We start from the raw sequence: 17114 nt of genomic DNA, 5'->3' as shown, positions 1-17114 counted from the left end.
CGGTTGCCCCCCTCATGCCGACTGTGGGAGCGGCCCTGCTGCTACAGAGTCCACTGTCATGAGTCGAGTGACTGGTGGTAAGCTCGCGCACCATGAATATCTACAGCTCCCGCCCCGTTGTCCTCTGTCTCTCCGGCCACGACCCCAGTGGTGGCGCCGGCTTGCAGGCAGATATCGAAGCCCTGCTCGCCCAGGGTTGTCATGCGGCTCCGGCCGTCACCGCGCTGACTGTGCAAGACACGGTCAACGTCACTGATTTCCGCGTACTCGACCGAGCGTGGGTACTGGCCCAGGCCAACGCCGTGCTTAACGATTCCGAAGTCGCCGCCGTCAAGCTGGGCATGCTCGGTTCGCTGGAAATGGTCGACACCGTGGTCGAGCTGCTGCAGGCGCATCCGCACTTGCCGATGGTTTGCGACCCGGTACTGCGTGCGGGCGGCGGCGGACGCCTGGGCAAGGACGAAGTCGGCTACGCGATGCGCGAACGCCTGCTCCCACTGGCGATCATTGCCACCCCCAACCTGCCCGAAGCGCGCATCCTCGCCGAGCTCCCCGAAGGCACGGCAGACCAATGCGCGGAAAAACTGCTGCCCTACGTCAAGCATCTGCTGATCACCGGCGGTCACGGCGACGAGCAGGAAATTCACAACCGCCTGTACACCCGCGACGGTCGCCGCGAAACCTTCACCTGCCAGCGTTTGCCCGGCAGTTACCACGGTTCCGGCTGCACCCTGGCCAGCGCCCTGGCCGGTCGTCTGGCGCAGGGTGAAAACCTCGTCAGTGCCGTGCAGACCGCGCTTAACTACACATGGCGCACCCTGCGTGATGCCGAGCAGCTGGGTAAAGGTCAATTTGTGCCACGCCGCCTGCCGCTGGATTTCTGTTCGTAACTTCCCATTAGTCATGCGGTGAGGCTTGTCCGATGAAACTACGTGGCCTTTACGCCATCACCGACAGCCAGTTGCTGGCCGGTAAATTCCTCTCGTACGTGGAGGCGGCGCTCGAAGGTGGCGTCACCCTGCTGCAGTACCGCGACAAGAGTACGGACGAAGCGCGGCGCCTGCGCGAGGCCGAAACCCTGCGGGATCTGTGCGACCGCTACAAGACCCGGCTGATCATCAATGACGATGCCGAGCTGGCTGCGCGCCTGAACGTTGGCGTACACCTCGGCCAGACCGACGGCCCGCTGACCCCGGCCCGCGCATTGCTGGGCCGCCAGGCGATCATCGGTTCGACCTGCCACGCGCAGATCAACCTTGCCGAGCAGGCCGCCAAAGAAGGCGCCAGTTACGTTGCCTTCGGTCGCTTCTTCAATTCCAGCACCAAACCCGGCGCGCCGACCTGCAGCCTCGAACTGCTGGATCAGGCTCGCAGCACATTGCATTTGCCGATCTGCGCAATCGGTGGCATCACCCTGGAAAACGCGGAGCCGCTGGTGGCCCACGGGGTCGATCTGCTGGCGGTGGTCCACGGCCTGTTTGGCGCCCAAAGCACGGCTGAAGTCACACGCCGCGCCCGCGCATTCAACGAACTGCTTTCCATTTAAGTCGCTTAAAATCTGATTTGAGAGTCCGATCATGTCTCGTTCCGAAACGCTATTTGCCAATGCCCAGAAACACATCCCCGGCGGTGTGAACTCGCCAGTGCGCGCGTTCAAGAGCGTTGGCGGTACGCCGCTGTTTTTCAAACACGCTGAAGGGGCCTACGTCACCGACGAAGACAATAAGCGCTACGTTGATTACGTCGGCTCGTGGGGCCCGATGATCCTCGGCCACAGCCACCCGGACGTTCTGGACGCCGTGCGCAAGCAGCTTGAGCACGGCCTGTCCTATGGCGCACCGACCGAGATGGAAACCCAGATGGCGGATCTGGTGTGCTCGCTCGTGCCTTCAATGGAAATGGTGCGCATGGTCAGCTCCGGCACCGAAGCGACCATGAGTGCCATTCGCCTGGCCCGCGGCTTTACCGGTCGCGACAGCATCATCAAGTTCGAAGGCTGCTATCACGGTCACTCCGACAGCCTGCTGGTCAAGGCCGGTTCCGGCGCCCTGACCCAAGGCGTGCCGAGTTCGGCAGGTGTACCGGCGGCATTTGCCAAACACACGCTGACTTTGCCCTTCAACGACATCGACGCCGTCGAAACCATGCTCGCTGAAGTGGGCCAGGACGTCGCGTGCATCATCGTCGAGCCGGTGGCCGGCAACATGAACTGCGTTCCTCCGGCACCGGGCTTTCTCGAAGGCCTGCGGACCCTGTGCGACAAGCACGGCGTGGTGCTGATTTTCGACGAAGTGATGACCGGTTTCCGCGTGGCACTGGGCGGTGCACAAGCGCATTACGGCGTGAACCCGGACCTGACCACCTTCGGCAAGATCATTGGTGGTGGCATGCCGGTTGGCTGCTTCGGCGGCAAGCGTGAAATCATGTCGCACATTGCACCACTGGGGCCTGTTTACCAGGCCGGTACGCTGTCGGGTAACCCGCTGGCAATGGCGGCGGGCCTGACCACCTTGCGCCTGATCAGCCGTCCTGGCTTCCATGCCGAGTTGACCGACTACACCAGTCGCCTGCTCGATGGCCTGCAACAACGCGCCGATGCAGCCGGTATCCCGTTCGTGACCACCCAGGCCGGCGGCATGTTCGGCCTGTACTTCAGTGGTGCCGATGACATCGTGACCTTCGACGACGTAATGGCCAGCGATGCCAAACTGTTCGGGCGTTTCTTCCACCTGATGCTCGAAGGCGGCGTGTACCTGGCGCCAAGCGCATTCGAAGCCGGTTTCACCTCCATCGCCCATGGCGAAGCCGAGTTGAAACTGACGCTGGATGCCGCTGAACGTGCATTCGCTGCCTTGAAGTAATGCCGTGCCGCTGACGTTGGTGATTGCCAGCGTCAGTATTCCCTGCATCCGCGCACCTTTTCCTGCTCATCTGCCAGGTTTTTCCCGCAAAGTGGGTTATATATTTCCCTCGCAGCAGAAAAACGAGTAAAGACTTTGTAAGGATGGCCCTGCTTATTTCATAATGCGCGCTTATTGGATCCCCTCGATGGGTCCGCGCGCCCTTCAGAGGTAAGTCGATTCCCATGAACCGCACCGGCCGCGCCCTTGCACTGGGCTGCCTGTTGCTCCTTCAGCCCTTGCTTGTACAAGCAGGCGGCAACTCGTTGTTAATCCCAGCGATGGGTCGCTGCACCCTCAATACTCAGCCGCAGGACTTGGCCCAGGCGCTTGCTGCCTGCCAGAAAGCCTCGGATGAAGGGGATGCACAGGCGCAATACGAGTTGGGTGAGTTCTACTACGACGGCAAAAATGCGCCGCGCGACCTCAATCAAGCCCTGAGCTACTTCGAAAAAGCCTCACTGCAAGGCCACGCCCAGGCGCAATTCAAGCTCGGCACCATGTTCTTCCACGGCGAAGGTGTGCCGGCCAACAATGTCCAGGCGTATATCGTGCTGAAGATGGCGGCGGTCAATGGCGCGGAGGATGCGCTGGACACTGCCGACGAGGTGGCCGAGAAGATGCCGCGTGAAGAGCTTGAGGTGGCCACTCAGGTGCTCGGGCAGATTTTCCGCAAGTACTTGATGGAATTGCAAAGCGCGGATGGGCGAACGCCGTTTTCGCCACTTCCCTGATTTTTGCTTCTATCTGACGACCCCATCGCTGGCTTGCCAGCGATAAGGTCGACGCGGTCTCGAAGGCTTACTTGTCCGGCATCGGCATCGGAAACGGCATCACATTGCCGACCGCGCCACGGGCTTCGCTGATTTTTGGCGTACCCAGGCGCTCCACTTCATCGATGCGCACAATCGAATGCATCGGCACAAAACTGCGTACCACACCCTCGAACTGAGCCTTGAGCTTCTCTTCGCTCGGATCGACGACCACTTGCGTGCGCTCGCCAAAGACGAATTCTTCCACTTCCAGGAAACCCCACAGATCACTTTGGTAGATCTGTTTGGCATACATTTCGTACACCTGGCCCTGGTTGAGGAAAATCACCTTGTAGATTGGAGCTTCACGTTTGGTCATGGTGGGCGAGCAACACATCGGGGGATAAAAATGAGGGCGCGAACTATAGCATAGCCGCCGGACGCACAGCGGTAGGAACATGGGACCATGTTCCCTATAATGCGCGGTTCTTTGAATCACGTGATGACTCTGTCCATGGCCAAGAAGCTTTACATCGAAACCCACGGTTGCCAGATGAACGAGTACGACAGCTCGCGCATGGTCGACTTACTGGGTGAACACCAGGCCCTGGAAGTCACTGCTCGCGCTGAAGATGCCGACGTGATCCTGCTCAATACCTGCTCGATCCGCGAACGTGCCCAGGACCGGGTGTACTCCCAGCTCGGCCGCTGGCGCGAATTGAAACTGGCCAACCCGGACATGGTGATCGCCGTGGGCGGTTGCGTGGCGAGCCAGGAAGGTGCGGCCATTCGCGACCGCGCGCCCTATGTCGACGTAGTGTTCGGACCACAGACATTGCACCGCCTGCCAGAAATGATCGACGCCGCGCGTGCCACCAAGTTGCCGCAAGTCGACGTCTCCTTTCCGGAAATCGAAAAATTCGACCACCTGCCCGAGCCGCGCATCGACGGCCCAAGCGCCTACGTGTCGGTGATGGAAGGGTGCAGCAAGTACTGCACTTTCTGCGTGGTGCCTTACACCCGCGGCGAAGAAGTCAGCCGCCCGTTCGACGACGTGATCGCCGAGATCATCCACCTGGCCGAAAATGGCGTGCGTGAGGTGACCCTGTTGGGCCAGAACGTCAACGGCTATCGTGGCGCCACTCACGACGGACGCCTGGCCGACCTGGCCGAGCTGATCCGCGTAGTTGCGGCTGTCGATGGCATCGACCGCATCCGCTACACCACTTCACACCCGCTGGAGTTCTCCGACAGCCTGATCCAGGCCCACGCCGAAGTACCGCAACTGGTCAAACACCTGCATTTGCCGGTTCAGTCGGGTTCCGATCGGATTCTCTCGGCGATGAAGCGCAACCACACGGCGCTGGAGTACAAATCCAAGCTGCGCAAATTGCGTGCAGCCGTTCCGGGAATTTGCATCAGTTCGGACTTTATCGTCGGTTTTCCGGGCGAAACCGAAAAAGATTTCGAGCAGACCATGAAGCTGATCGAGGACGTCGGTTTCGACTTCTCCTACTCGTTCGTCTATAGCCAGCGCCCGGGCACGCCGGCAGCCGACCTGGCGGACGAGACGCCGGAAGCGTTGAAAAAAGAGCGCCTGAACGCTTTGCAACATCGCCTGAACCAGCAAGGTTTCGAAATCAGCCGACAAATGGTCGGTTCGATCCAGCGGATCCTGGTCACCGATTATTCGAAAAAGGACCCTGGCGAACTGCAAGGCCGCACCGAGAATAATCGTATCGTCAACTTCCGTTGCGACAATCCAACCCTGATTGGCCAGTTTGCCGACGTGCACATCGATGCCGCACAGCCGCACTCACTGCGGGGCTCGTTGATCCAGTAGCAAATATCCGAGGCATTGAAGACTTTGTGGGAGGTGGCTTGCCAGCGATAGCGGCGTAACTGGCAACATCTTCGCTGGACTTGATGGCCTCATCGCTGGCAATCCAGCTCCCACAGTGGACGGAGTTGATCATAAGAATGAGCTCATCCATTTAAGAGCTTTCGCACCCAGCCCACTGGCGTTATCCTTGATTTCATCCTAATTGCCCCAGGGCGGCTAAATACGACCTTGAACGCACCTATCGAACCACATCGCTTTATCCTCGAGCCCTTTGAGGCTCGCCGCTTCGCCAATCTGTGCGGGCAATTCGACGAGCACCTGCGCTTGATCGAACAGCGCCTGACAATCGAGATCCGCAACCGCGGGAACCAGTTCGAGCTGATCGGCGACCCTAAACACACCACCTCCGCGGAAAACCTGCTGCGCCGCCTGTACCGGGAAACCAAGGGTACCGAGCTGTCGCCAGACATGGTCCACCTGTTCCTGCAGGAATCGGCCGTCGCAGAGCTGGATAACGTGTCCCCGTCCGAACCGTCCGTCGCCCTGCGCACCAAAAAAGGCATGATTCGCCCTCGCGGCTTGAATCAGTTGCGCTACGTGAAGGAAATCCTCGGCAACGACATCAACTTCGGCATCGGCCCCGCCGGTACCGGCAAGACTTACCTGGCCGTTGCTTGCGCAGTAGATGCGCTGGAACGGGAGCAAATCCGCCGCATCCTGCTGGTTCGTCCGGCGGTTGAAGCGGGCGAAAAGCTCGGTTTCCTGCCGGGCGACCTGTCGCAGAAAATCGACCCTTACCTGCGCCCGCTGTACGACGCGCTGTACGAAATGCTCGGCTTCGAATACGTGGCCAAGCTGATCGAACGCCAGGTAATCGAAGTCGCACCGCTGGCCTACATGCGTGGCCGCACGCTCAATAACAGCTTCATCATCCTCGACGAAAGCCAGAACACCACCGTTGAGCAGATGAAGATGTTCCTGACCCGGATCGGCTTCGGCTCCACGGCAGTCATCACCGGTGACATCACCCAGGTCGACCTGCCAAAGGGCACCAAATCCGGGCTGCACCACGTGATCGAGGTGCTCAAGGACGTGCCAGGCATCAGTTTTACCCATTTCATGCCCAAGGACGTCGTGCGCCATCCGCTGGTGCAACGCATCGTCGAAGCCTACGAGCGCTTTGAAAACCGTGTGGCCGACGAAGCACCGAAGGACAGCCGCCGCGATGCTTGAGCTTGATCTGCAACTGGCTACCCAGGCGCCTGTTCCCAGCGAAGCCGAGTTCCGCCAATGGTGCGAGCTGGCCCTGCGCCAACGCACCGCCGATTCCGAAATGACCATTCGCCTGGTTGACCAGGAAGAGGCGCGCGAGCTGAACCACACCTGGCGGCAGAAAGACTATGCCACCAACGTACTGTCGTTTCCGGCTGACGTGCCTGACGAGTTCCTCGATATACCGCTGCTGGGCGATCTGGTGATCTGCGTGGCGGTGGTCGAGCGCGAGGCCGCTGAACAAGGCAAGGAACTAAAGGCCCACTGGGCGCATCTGGTGATTCATGGCTGCTTGCATCTGTTGGGTTACGACCATATAGATGACGACGAAGCCGAAGAAATGGAAGCGCTGGAACGAACGTTGCTTGCCGAGTTGGGTCATCCGGACCCGTACGCGGACGACGAAACAGAAACATCCCCTATCGTTACAACAAAGGATTCAGAGTAATCGCTATGAGCGAAGATCGATCGAGCAACGGGCAGAAGTCATGGCTGGGTAAGCTCACCCAGGCTTTTGCCCACGAGCCGAAAAACCGCCAGGAGCTCCTCGAGCTTTTGCGTGATGCCCACCAGAACAAGTTGCTGGACAGCGAAGCGCTGGCCATTGTCGAAGGCGCCATCCAGGTCGCTGACCTGCAGGTACGGGACATCATGGTCCCGCGCTCGCAGATGATCAGCATCAAGGCGACCCAGACACCCCGCGAGTTCCTGCCTGCCGTGGTCGATTCGGCCCACTCCCGCTACCCGGTGATCGGCGAAAGCCACGATGACGTGATGGGCGTGTTACTGGCCAAGGACCTGCTGCCGTTGATCCTCAAGGAGAACGGCGACAGCTTCAACATCAAGGATCTGCTGCGCCCGGCCACTTTCGTGCCGGAGTCCAAGCGCCTTAATGTGCTGCTGCGCGAATTCCGCGCCAACCACAATCACATGGCCATCGTGATCGACGAATACGGCGGTGTCGCGGGCCTGGTGACCATCGAAGACGTGCTGGAACAGATCGTTGGCGACATCGAAGACGAGCACGACGTCGAAGAAGACAGCTACATCAAGCCACTGCCCAGCGGTGACTTCCTGATCAAGGCCCTGACGCCGATCGAGAACTTCAACGAGTTCTTCGACAGCGAGTTCTCCGATGACGAGTTCGACACCGTCGGAGGCCTGGTGATGAGCGCGTTCGGGCACTTGCCAAAACGCAACGAAATCACTGAAATCGGCCCTTACCGCTTCCGCATCCTGAACGCCGACAGCCGTCGAATTCACTTGCTGCGCCTGACACCCATTGCTCGCTAAGGATTGAAATGCGCCGTCTGACCGCCCCCGGCTGGCCCGGTAACCTGCTGGCCGTGGCGGCCGGTGCACTCACCACCCTGGCCCTGGCGCCGTTCGATATCTGGCCGCTGGCATTGCTGGCGGTCGGCTTTTTCTACGCCGGCTTACGCCAACTGACTCCACGCCAGGCCTTGGGCCGTGGCTGGTGCTTCGGTTTTGGCCTGTTCGGTGCCGGTACCAGCTGGATCTATTACAGCATCCACCACTTCGGTGGCGCCTCGGTGCTGCTGGCCGGGTTCCTGATGCTGATCTTCACGGCGGCGATCGCCTGGTTCTTCGCGCTGCCCGCGTGGATCTGGGCGCGCTGGCTGCGCCGTAATGAGGCGCCGCTGGCTGACGCCCTGGCATTCGCCGCGTTGTGGGTCGCCCAGGAAGCCTTCCGGGGCTGGTTCCTCACTGGTTTCCCGTGGCTCTACTCCGGTTACAGCCAGCTCGACGGGCCTCTGGCCGGGCTCGCGCCTGTGGGCGGGATGTGGCTGATCTCCTTTGCCCTGGCCCTCACAGCGGCGCTTATCTGTAACGGCCTGCGCCTGGTCCGCACTGGACACAAAGGTTTCATGGCGGTGGGCGTATTACTGCTGGCCGGCCCGTGGGTGGCAGGCATTGCGCTGAAGGAACACGCCTGGACCAGCCCCTCGGGCGCGCCGCTGAGTGTTGCCGCGATCCAGGGCAACGTCGAACAGAGCATGAAGTGGGACCCGGCGCAGCTGAACGCTCAGCTTGCCCTGTATCGCGACATGAGCCTCAGCTCCAAGCGGGTCGACCTGCTGATCTGGCCGGAAACTGCGGTTCCGGTACTCAAGGAATCCGCCGAAGGCTACCTGAACATGATGGGCAAGTTCGCGGCCGAGCGTGATTCTGCGCTGATCACCGGCGTGCCGATCCGTCAGGAAGTTCACCACCAGAAACGCTTTTACAACGGCATTACCGTGGTCGGTGAAGGCGACGGGACCTACCTCAAGCAGAAACTCGTCCCGTTCGGTGAATACGTGCCGCTGCAGGACATCCTGCGCGGGTTGATCGCGTTCTTCGACCTGCCGATGTCCGACTTCGCACGCGGCCCGGCCGATCAGCCACTGCTGCAAGCCAAGGGTTATCAGATTGCGCCGTTCATTTGCTACGAAGTGGTGTATCCAGACTTCGCCGCCGACCTGTCGGCGCGCAGCGACCTGCTGCTGACGATCAGCAACGACACCTGGTTTGGTACGTCCATCGGCCCGCTGCAACACTTGCAGATGGCGCAGATGCGCGCACTGGAGGCCGGTCGCTGGATGATTCGCGCGACCAACAATGGCGTCACCGGACTGATCAACCCATTCGGCCAGATCACCGCACAGATTCCGCAGTTCGAGCGCGGCATCCTGTATGGCGAAGTGGTGCCGATGCATAACCTGACGCCTTACCTGCAATGGCGTTCGTGGCCCTTGATCGTGGTGTGTGTGTTGTTGTTTGGCTGGGCGCTGGTGGCGAACCGGATGGCAAAAACCGTCTGACTGTCTGTAGGAGCGAGCTCGCTCGCGATGGACGCTAACGATAACGCGGGCATTCTGAATGAACGCGGTGTCGTTAAGTTTTTCGCGAGCAAGCTCGCTCCTACAGAGAGCGCGGAATGCCTAAGCACGGTTTATCGGTAAAACAACGAATACCCCACCTGTCCTACCGCCTCGTTCATCAACTGCCCGCTCTGCCAGATCGACTTGAACTCCGGCATCCAGCCGCCCAGCGGTCGCGCGTTATCCCCACCGAGAAACCCCACCGGCGCAGGCACCACCTCGAATCCGGCTTTCTGGAAACTCCATACCGCCCGCGGCATGTGGACCGCCTGGGTTACCAGCACCACGCGCTTGATCCCCTGGGGCAGCAACATGCTGGCGCTCATCTGCGCGTTCTCCCAGGTCGTGCGGCTGAGTCCTTCCTGCCAGCGTACGGTCACCCCGAAATCGTCCAGCATCGAATCCGCCATCAACCTGGCTTCGGAAGGTGGGGTGCCGTAATGCAAGCCGCCACTGGTGAGCACCGGCAACCCCGACGCCTTGGCCAGGCGCGCGGCATAACGTTGCCGCTCCAGCCCGATACCTGTCGGCTGATCGGCGCCCCATGCCGGGTCACCACGCTCGCGCCCTGAACCCAGAACCACGATGGCATCGGCACGTTGGCCAAGTGTCGCCCACTCTTCACGTGTCAGCGGCGGCACGCGCTCCAGGGCATTGGCACTCCACTGCACGACAATCGGCAGGCTCATCAGCCAGAAGCCCCCCAGGCCCAACGCAAAGCACAGGCCAGCCAGTCGTGGCCGGGTGCGGCGCAGCCACCAGCCAAGGGCCAGCAAAAGCAACAGGATGCCGGGCGGCAAGAGAAGTTGTTTCACGAAATAACGAAAAGGCATCGAGCATCTCCAGAGATGCCCGAAGCCTAAGAGGGTTGACGCAATGCGACAACTAAATCGAAAGGACTAGACTGCTTCATTGCCTGAAATGCGGCCGGAGCCTTATTTATTTGAATTGCAGCGACCGGACCTTTACCGCGTCCCTGCCAGGTATCTTGTCCTTGAGCCAGATGATTTTGGCCGAGCGCGGTGCGTCAAGCTGCTTCACTGCTTCTGACAGGCATCCGTGTGTTTCACGTTCACTGCGGTCCAGATACGCTTTTACCAAGGCAAATTCTGCGGGGCTCAGGCCACGCAGTTCCAACTCGAGGGGGCGCTCATCGCGCAGCCGGTCAGCGGTTTTAGCAGCGTCCAGGGCGATCCCCAGACGATCGATCAGTCGTTCATACAGCTGCGGTTTCGTGACTTTTTGCTGTGACTCAACCATCCCTCACCTCATTGAAGATAAGTCTTGCTCCCCATTTAGAGCTTAGCTTCCATCACCAAACCGGCTAAGCGCCGCGACCAACGGCCCTCGCCGGGCAAATCGGGCGGCGCCTGCGTGCAATCAGGGTTTCCCTCGGCAGAGCGCGGTCATGTATGCTACGGAGCTTCCTGTAACTCCACTTCCAGCTCGCCTGGACAGCGAAACGTCGAATTGGCGCGTTCACCGTCCAGCATTGCAACGAAGAGGATTAGGCCACCCCTATTCAGTTCAAAAGTAGCCATGCACGAACAATATCAGCCCCGTGAAATCGAAGCCGCCGCCCAGTCATTCTGGGACGAGCAAAAGTCCTTTGAAGTCAGTGAACAGCCAGGCAAGGAGACTTTCTACTGCCTGTCGATGTTCCCTTACCCTAGCGGCAAGCTACACATGGGGCACGTGCGCAACTACACCATCGGCGACGTGATCTCCCGCTACCAGCGCATGCAAGGCAAGAACGTCCTGCAACCCATGGGTTGGGACGCCTTCGGCATGCCGGCGGAAAACGCCGCGATGAAGAACAACGTGGCTCCCGCCAAGTGGACCTACGAAAACATCGCCTACATGAAGAACCAGCTGCGCAGCCTGGGCCTGGCGGTGGACTGGTCGCGTGAAGTGACCACCTGCAAGCCCGATTACTACCGCTGGGAACAATGGCTGTTCACCCGCCTGTTCGAAAAAGGCGTGATCTACAAGAAAAGCGGCACAGTGAACTGGGACCCGGTCGACCAGACCGTCCTGGCCAACGAACAGGTGATCGACGGTCGCGGCTGGCGTTCCGGCGCGCTGATCGAAAAACGCGAAATCCCGATGTATTACTTCAAGATCACCGCCTACGCGGATGAACTGCTCGAGAGCCTCGACGAGCTGACTGGCTGGCCTGAACAGGTCAAGACCATGCAGCGCAACTGGATCGGCAAATCCCGCGGCATGGAAGTGCAGTTCCCTTACAACGTCGACTCCATCGGCGAAACCGGCGCGTTGAAAGTCTTCACCACCCGTCCGGACACCCTGATGGGCGCCACCTACGTGGCCGTGGCCGCCGAACACCCGCTGGCGACCCTGGCGGCACAGAACAACCCTGAGCTGCAGGCGTTCATCGCCGAATGCAAAGGCGGCAGCGTGGCCGAAGCCGACGTCGCCACCCAGGAGAAAAAAGGCCTGCCGACCTCGTTGTTCGTCGAGCACCCGCTGACCGGTGAGAAACTCCCGGTATGGGTCGCCAACTACGTGCTGATGCACTACGGCGACGGTGCGGTCATGGCTGTTCCGGCCCACGACGAACGTGATTTCGAGTTCGCGACCAAGTACAACCTGCCTATCAAGTCCGTGGTGCGCACCAGTTCCGGCGACACCAACCCGGCGCCATGGCAGGACGCCTACGGCGAGCACGGCATGCTGATCAACTCCGGCGAGTTCGACGGCCTGGACTTCCCGGGCGCGTTTGACGCCATCGAAGTCGCGCTGATCAAGAAAAACCTCGGTGCCTCGCGCACCCAGTTCCGCCTGCGCGACTGGGGCATCAGCCGTCAGCGCTACTGGGGCTGCCCGATCCCGATCATCCACTGCCAGTCTTGTGGTGACGTGCCGGTTCCGGAAGATCAACTGCCTGTCGTATTGCCCGAAGACGTGGTCCCGGATGGTGCAGGTTCACCTCTGGCGCGCATGCCCGAGTTCTACGAGTGCAACTGCCCGAAATGCGGCCAGCCGGCCAAGCGCGAAACCGACACCATGGACACCTTCGTCGAGTCCTCGTGGTACTACGCCCGCTACGCCTCGCCGCACTATGAAGGCGGCCTGGTGGAGAAATCCGCCGCTGACCACTGGTTGCCGGTGGATCAGTACATCGGCGGCATCGAGCACGCCATCCTTCACCTGCTGTACGCGCGCTTCTTCCACAAGTTGATGCGTGATGAAGGCCTGGTGAGCTCCAACGAACCGTTCAAGAACCTGCTGACCCAGGGCATGGTGATCGCCGAGACTTACTATCGTCGCGAAGCCAATGGTGCCTACACCTGGTTCAACCCGGCGGACGTCGAACTCGAGCGCGACAGCAAGGCCAAGGTTATCAGCGCCAAGCTGATCGCCGATGGCCTGCCGGTGGAAATCGGTGGCACCGAGAAGATGGCCAAGTCGAAGAACAACGGCGTCGACCCACAGTCGATGATCGACCAGTTCGGCGCAGACACCTGCCGTCTGTTCATGATGTTCGCTTCGCCACCCGACATGAGCGCGGAATGGTCCGACTCTGGCGTGGAAGGCTCGCATCGCTTCCTCAAGCGCGTCTGGCGCCTGGCTCAAGGCCATGTCATTCAAGGCTTGCCGGGCAAACTGGACGTCGCCGGCCTGAACGACGAGCAGAAGGCCATTCGCCGCTCGATCCACCTGGCTATCAAGCAGGCCAGCCACGACGTCGGCCAGAACCACAAATTCAACACCGCCATCGCCCAGGTGATGACGCTGATGAACGTGTTGGAAAAAGCCCCGCAAGTGACCGAACAGGATCGCGCCCTGGTGCAGGAAGGCCTGGAGGCCGTGACCCTGCTGCTGGCTCCGATCACTCCGCACATCTGCCACGAGCTGTGGAATCAGCTCGGTCACCCGGATGCGGTGATCGACGCCGGCTGGCCGGTGCTGGACGAAACCGCGCTGGTGCAGGACAGCCTGACACTGGTTATCCAGGTCAACGGCAAATTGCGTGGGCAGATCGAAATGCCGGCCAGCGCGACTCGCGAAGAAGTCGAAGCCGCTGCCCGCACCAACGAGAACGTGCTGCGCTTCGTTGACGGCCTGACTATTCGTAAAGTGATCGTAGTGCCCGGGAAACTGGTCAATATCGTCGCCAGCTAATTGGACCAGGCGCCAGGTGAGCCTGGCGCCGAGTAAAACCTTTCGGGCCGCACAGTCGGCCCACCTGGTTTCAAGGGGAACAACAAGATGATCAAACGCAATTTGCTGGTGATGGGCCTTGCGGTCCTGTTGAGCGCCTGCGGTTTCCAGCTGCGTGGTACTGGTACGACTGAGCTGGCGATCAAGGAACTCGACCTGAGCGCACGTAATGCCTACGGCCCTACCGTGACCCAGATGCGCCAGGTGCTCGAAAGCAGCGGCGTCAAGGTGATCGCCGGCGCGCCGTACAAGCTGATCCTGACCAACGAGCAGGAGAGCCAGCGCACTCTCAGCTATGCAGGTGCCGGCCGTACTGGCGAGTACCAGCTGACGACCGTGCTTGAGTACGATATCCGTGGCCAGCGTGATCGCGAGCTGCTGAGCGACAAGATCGAAGTGCAGAAGGTGTTCATCCACGACGGCAACAACCTGGTGGGCTCCGAGCTGGAAGCCGATGATGCGCGCAAGGAAATCCGTCGCGATCTGGTCCAGCGCATGATGTTGCGCCTGCAACAACTCACCCCGGCCCAACTGGATCAGATGCAGCAGACTGCTGACGCCAAGGCCCAGGCTGAGGCCGCCGCCATGGAAGCGGCGCAGAAAGCCGAGGCGGAGACGCCACGTCAATCGCCCGTTGAACTGCCGCAGCAGTAAGACCTGTGGGGCGCCCAGGCGCCCCGCTCGCCCTTTCCCATGAAACTCGCCCCCGCCCAACTCGCCAAACACCTGCAAGGCAACCTCGCGCCGGTCTACATCATCAGCGGCGACGACCCGCTGCTGTGCCAGGAAGCCGCCGACGCCATCCGCGCTGCGGCTCGCCAACAGGGGTTTGATGAGCGCCAGGTATTCGCCGCCGACGCCAGTTTCGACTGGGGCACCTTGCTGCAAGCAGGTGCCAGCATGTCGTTGTTCGCTGAAAAACGCTTGCTTGAACTGCGCCTGCCGTCGGGTAAACCCGGCGACAAGGGCGCTGCCGCTTTCATCGAATATTGCTCGCGACCTGCCGAAGACACAGTACTGCTGATCAGCCTGCCCAAGCTGGACGGCAGCGCACAGAAAACCAAGTGGGGCAAGGCGTTGGTCGAAGGCCAGCACACCCAGTTCGTGCAGATCTGGCCGGTGGATGCCAACCAGCTGCCCAGCTGGATCCGCCAGCGTCTGTCGCAGGCCGGGCTCTCCGCCAGCCAGGACGCGGTCGAACTGATTGCCGCAAGGGTCGAAGGCAACCTGCTGGCTGCCGCCCAGGAAATCGAAAAGCTCAAGCTGATGGCCGAGGGTGGGCAGATCACGGTGGAAACCGTGCAAGCGGCGGTGGCCGACAGCGCGCGTTTCGACGTTTTTGGCCTGACCGATGCGATTCTCAACGGCGAAGCGGCCCACGCACTGCGAATGCTTGAAGGCCTGCGCGGTGAAGGCGTCGAGCCACCGGTCATTCTCTGGGCCCTGGCGCGGGAGCTGCGTTTGCTCGCCAACCTGTCGCTGCAATACAGCCAGGGCGTACCACTGGACAAGGCATTCAGCTCAGCCCGACCACCGGTCTGGGACAAGCGCAAACCGCTCATGAGCAAGGCCCTGCAACGCTACTCGGCGCAACGCTGGGCGCAGTTGTTGCTCGAAGCGCAGCGTATTGATGCGCAGATCAAAGGTCAGGCAGCGGGCTCGCCATGGATGAGCCTGAGTCGCCTGTCGTTGTTGATGGCTGGCCAGCGATTGATGTTGCCGGCTGAATAAGATCAACAGTTCGCAGCCTTCGGCAACGCCTGCCGGGGCTGCTTACTTTCTGGCGGCCTGAAAGGCAACCAACCGCTCAACATGTTAAGGTCTGCACCTGACTCGTTTTTCCCTGGACCTGTGCATGCCCCTTAGTCTTTCCCGTCGTTGGCCCCTGCGCCAACTGCTAGCTGCCTCCAGCCTCGTTATGCTTGTCGCTTGCGCGGAAAAACCCACCGCCGCCGACGCTCAACCGCTCCAGACCCTCCCTGTCGCAACAGCCCCTGCGGTCATTCCGCCGGTTGTCCCGACCGGTGAAAATCTTGACCTCCAGCCCACGCAGACGTTTGCCGACTGGCAGGCCGGTTTCCGCAAGGAAGCACTCGCCGCCGGGATCCGTGCCGATCTGTTCGATCGCGCGTTCGCCAATGTCAGCCTGGACCCCAGTGTCATTCGCGCCGACCGCAGCCAGCCGGAGTTTTCCCGCCCGGTGTGGGAATACCTCGATGGCGCGCTTTCGCCTCTGCGGGTGCGCAAGGGCCAGGCGCTGGTCAGCCAGTACGCCGACATCCTGCAAAGCATCGAGCAGCGCTATGGCGTTGACCGGCAGGTACTGGTGTCGGTCTGGGGCATGGAGAGCAACTTCGGGCAGTTCCAGGGCAGTAAATCGGTCATCAACTCCCTGGCAACCCTGGCCTACGAAGGCCGCCGTCCGGGCTTCGCCCAGGCGCAGTTGATCGCCGCGCTGCAAATCCTGCAACAGGGTGATATCGAACCCGAGAAAATGCTTGGTTCCTGGGCCGGGGCCATGGGCCAGACCCAGTTCATCCCGACGACCTACAACACCCACGCCGTGGACTTCGATGGCGACGGGCGCCGTGACATCTGGGGCAGCTCCGCCGACGCGCTGGCCTCCACCGCGCACTACCTGCAAAGCTCGGGATGGCAGAAAGGCCAGCCCTGGGGCTTTGAAGTTCAGCTGCCGAGCGGTTTCAACTACGTCCTGGCAGACGGCACGCTGCGCAAGAGTGTCGCCGAATGGCGGCAGCTGGGCGTAACCCTGCCCGGTGGTGCCCAGGTTCCAGCAGGCTCAGAGCACCTGTCTGCCGCCCTGCTGCTGCCGGCAGGTTACCGTGGCCCGGCCTTCCTGGTGCTGGATAACTTCCGCGCGATTCTCAAGTACAACAACTCGTCGTCCTACGCCCTGGCCGTCAGCCTGCTGTCGGAACGGTTCAGCGGTGGTGGCCTGATCAGTGGTACCTGGCCCAAAGATGACATGCCGCTCAGTCGTACCGAGCGCATTGAATTGCAAAGCCTGCTGAGTGCACAGAACTACGACGCGGGCACCGCCGACGGGATCATAGGCGCCAATACGCGCAAGGCGATACGCAGTGCCCAACAGTCGTTTGGCTGGCCGGCGGATGGGTATCCGACGCACAAGTTGCTGGAAGGCCTGCGTAACCGCTAAAAGCTTCGCGGGCAAGCCCGCTCCCACAGGATCCAGGGCGTACGCAACATTCGCATTCAACCTGGAACTTGTGGGAGCGGGCTTGCCCGCGATGACTGA

At 61.0% G+C, this 17114-nt stretch carries 16 protein-coding genes; 13 read left to right on the top strand and 3 right to left on the bottom strand.

Annotation, left to right across the window (positions count from 1 at the left end; translation table 11 throughout):
- Positions 1 to 92: 92 nt before the first annotated feature.
- From IMW75_RS14875 to IMW75_RS14860, 4 genes are all read left to right on the top strand, one after another.
- Positions 93 to 890: a hydroxymethylpyrimidine/phosphomethylpyrimidine kinase gene (locus IMW75_RS14875; RefSeq protein WP_045062071.1), complete on the top strand. Its 798-nt coding sequence runs from the start codon at positions 93 to 95 to the stop codon at positions 888 to 890.
- Between the two features lie 32 nt (positions 891 to 922).
- Positions 923 to 1546, top strand: coding sequence for a thiamine phosphate synthase (gene thiE, locus IMW75_RS14870; RefSeq protein WP_045062072.1), 624 nt, complete (start codon positions 923 to 925; stop codon positions 1544 to 1546).
- A gap of 31 nt (positions 1547 to 1577) precedes the next feature.
- Entirely contained in the window at positions 1578 to 2861 is a 1284-nt protein-coding gene (gene hemL / locus IMW75_RS14865; protein ID WP_045062073.1) for a glutamate-1-semialdehyde 2,1-aminomutase, read from the top strand.
- A gap of 224 nt (positions 2862 to 3085) precedes the next feature.
- Complete coding sequence (locus tag IMW75_RS14860) at positions 3086 to 3634, top strand: tetratricopeptide repeat protein (RefSeq protein ID WP_045062074.1); 549 nt, start codon at positions 3086 to 3088, stop codon at positions 3632 to 3634.
- Between the two features lie 67 nt (positions 3635 to 3701).
- On the opposite strand, the gene IMW75_RS14855 is transcribed toward IMW75_RS14860, so the two are convergent.
- A complete protein-coding gene (locus IMW75_RS14855; protein WP_045062075.1) occupies positions 3702 to 4031 on the bottom strand; it encodes a DUF1820 family protein in 330 nt (109 codons plus the stop codon).
- A 135-nt stretch (positions 4032 to 4166) separates the two neighbouring features.
- Here IMW75_RS14855 and miaB point away from each other — a divergent pair, with 135 nt between their 5' ends.
- The 5 genes from miaB (at position 4167) to lnt (ending at position 9592) form a co-directional block, all read left to right on the top strand.
- Entirely contained in the window at positions 4167 to 5495 is a 1329-nt protein-coding gene (miaB, locus tag IMW75_RS14850; RefSeq protein WP_177328596.1) for a tRNA (N6-isopentenyl adenosine(37)-C2)-methylthiotransferase MiaB, read from the top strand.
- Positions 5496 to 5723: 228 nt separating this feature from the next.
- Complete coding sequence (locus IMW75_RS14845; protein WP_205893049.1) at positions 5724 to 6728, top strand: PhoH family protein; 1005 nt, start codon at positions 5724 to 5726, stop codon at positions 6726 to 6728.
- Positions 6721 to 7215 carry an rRNA maturation RNase YbeY gene (gene ybeY, locus IMW75_RS14840; protein ID WP_205893048.1) on the top strand — a complete coding sequence of 165 codons (495 nt, stop codon included), beginning with the start codon at positions 6721 to 6723 and terminating at the stop codon, positions 7213 to 7215. Before IMW75_RS14845 ends, ybeY begins: the two co-directional genes overlap by 8 nt.
- A 5-nt stretch (positions 7216 to 7220) precedes the next feature.
- On the top strand, positions 7221 to 8060 hold the full coding sequence (locus IMW75_RS14835) for an HlyC/CorC family transporter (RefSeq protein ID WP_045062079.1): 840 nt from the start codon (positions 7221 to 7223) through the stop codon (positions 8058 to 8060).
- An 8-nt stretch (positions 8061 to 8068) separates the two neighbouring features.
- Positions 8069 to 9592, top strand: a complete 1524-nt coding sequence (gene lnt, locus IMW75_RS14830) for an apolipoprotein N-acyltransferase (RefSeq protein ID WP_205893047.1) — start codon at positions 8069 to 8071, stop codon at positions 9590 to 9592.
- A 131-nt stretch (positions 9593 to 9723) separates the two neighbouring features.
- Here lnt and IMW75_RS14825 read toward each other — a convergent pair whose 3' ends face one another.
- On the bottom strand, positions 9724 to 10485 hold the full coding sequence (locus IMW75_RS14825) for a YdcF family protein (RefSeq protein ID WP_205893046.1): 762 nt from the start codon (positions 10483 to 10485) through the stop codon (positions 9724 to 9726).
- A gap of 106 nt (positions 10486 to 10591) precedes the next feature.
- Positions 10592 to 10912: a hypothetical protein gene (locus tag IMW75_RS14820; protein WP_205893045.1), complete on the bottom strand. Its 321-nt coding sequence runs from the start codon at positions 10910 to 10912 to the stop codon at positions 10592 to 10594.
- Between the two features lie 279 nt (positions 10913 to 11191).
- Between IMW75_RS14820 and leuS the strand changes: the two genes are divergently transcribed.
- From leuS to IMW75_RS14800, 4 genes are all read left to right on the top strand, one after another.
- Positions 11192 to 13798 carry a leucine--tRNA ligase gene (leuS, locus tag IMW75_RS14815; protein WP_205893044.1) on the top strand — a complete coding sequence of 869 codons (2607 nt, stop codon included), beginning with the start codon at positions 11192 to 11194 and terminating at the stop codon, positions 13796 to 13798.
- A gap of 87 nt (positions 13799 to 13885) precedes the next feature.
- Positions 13886 to 14491, top strand: a complete 606-nt coding sequence (locus IMW75_RS14810; protein ID WP_205893043.1) for an LPS-assembly lipoprotein LptE — start codon at positions 13886 to 13888, stop codon at positions 14489 to 14491.
- 39 nt (positions 14492 to 14530) lie between these two features.
- Positions 14531 to 15568, top strand: a complete 1038-nt coding sequence (gene holA / locus IMW75_RS14805) for a DNA polymerase III subunit delta (protein ID WP_122838934.1) — start codon at positions 14531 to 14533, stop codon at positions 15566 to 15568.
- Positions 15569 to 15692: 124 nt separating this feature from the next.
- Complete coding sequence (locus IMW75_RS14800) at positions 15693 to 17015, top strand: lytic murein transglycosylase (protein ID WP_205893042.1); 1323 nt, start codon at positions 15693 to 15695, stop codon at positions 17013 to 17015.
- The last annotated feature ends 99 nt before the right edge of the window (positions 17016 to 17114 follow it).

This window comes from Pseudomonas gregormendelii (assembly GCF_017114825.1).
In the GTDB taxonomy this organism is placed as follows: domain Bacteria; phylum Pseudomonadota; class Gammaproteobacteria; order Pseudomonadales; family Pseudomonadaceae; genus Aquipseudomonas; species Aquipseudomonas gregormendelii.
The sequence above is the reverse complement of the archived record's forward strand: the minus strand, read 5'-3'. Positions and strand labels throughout refer to the sequence as shown.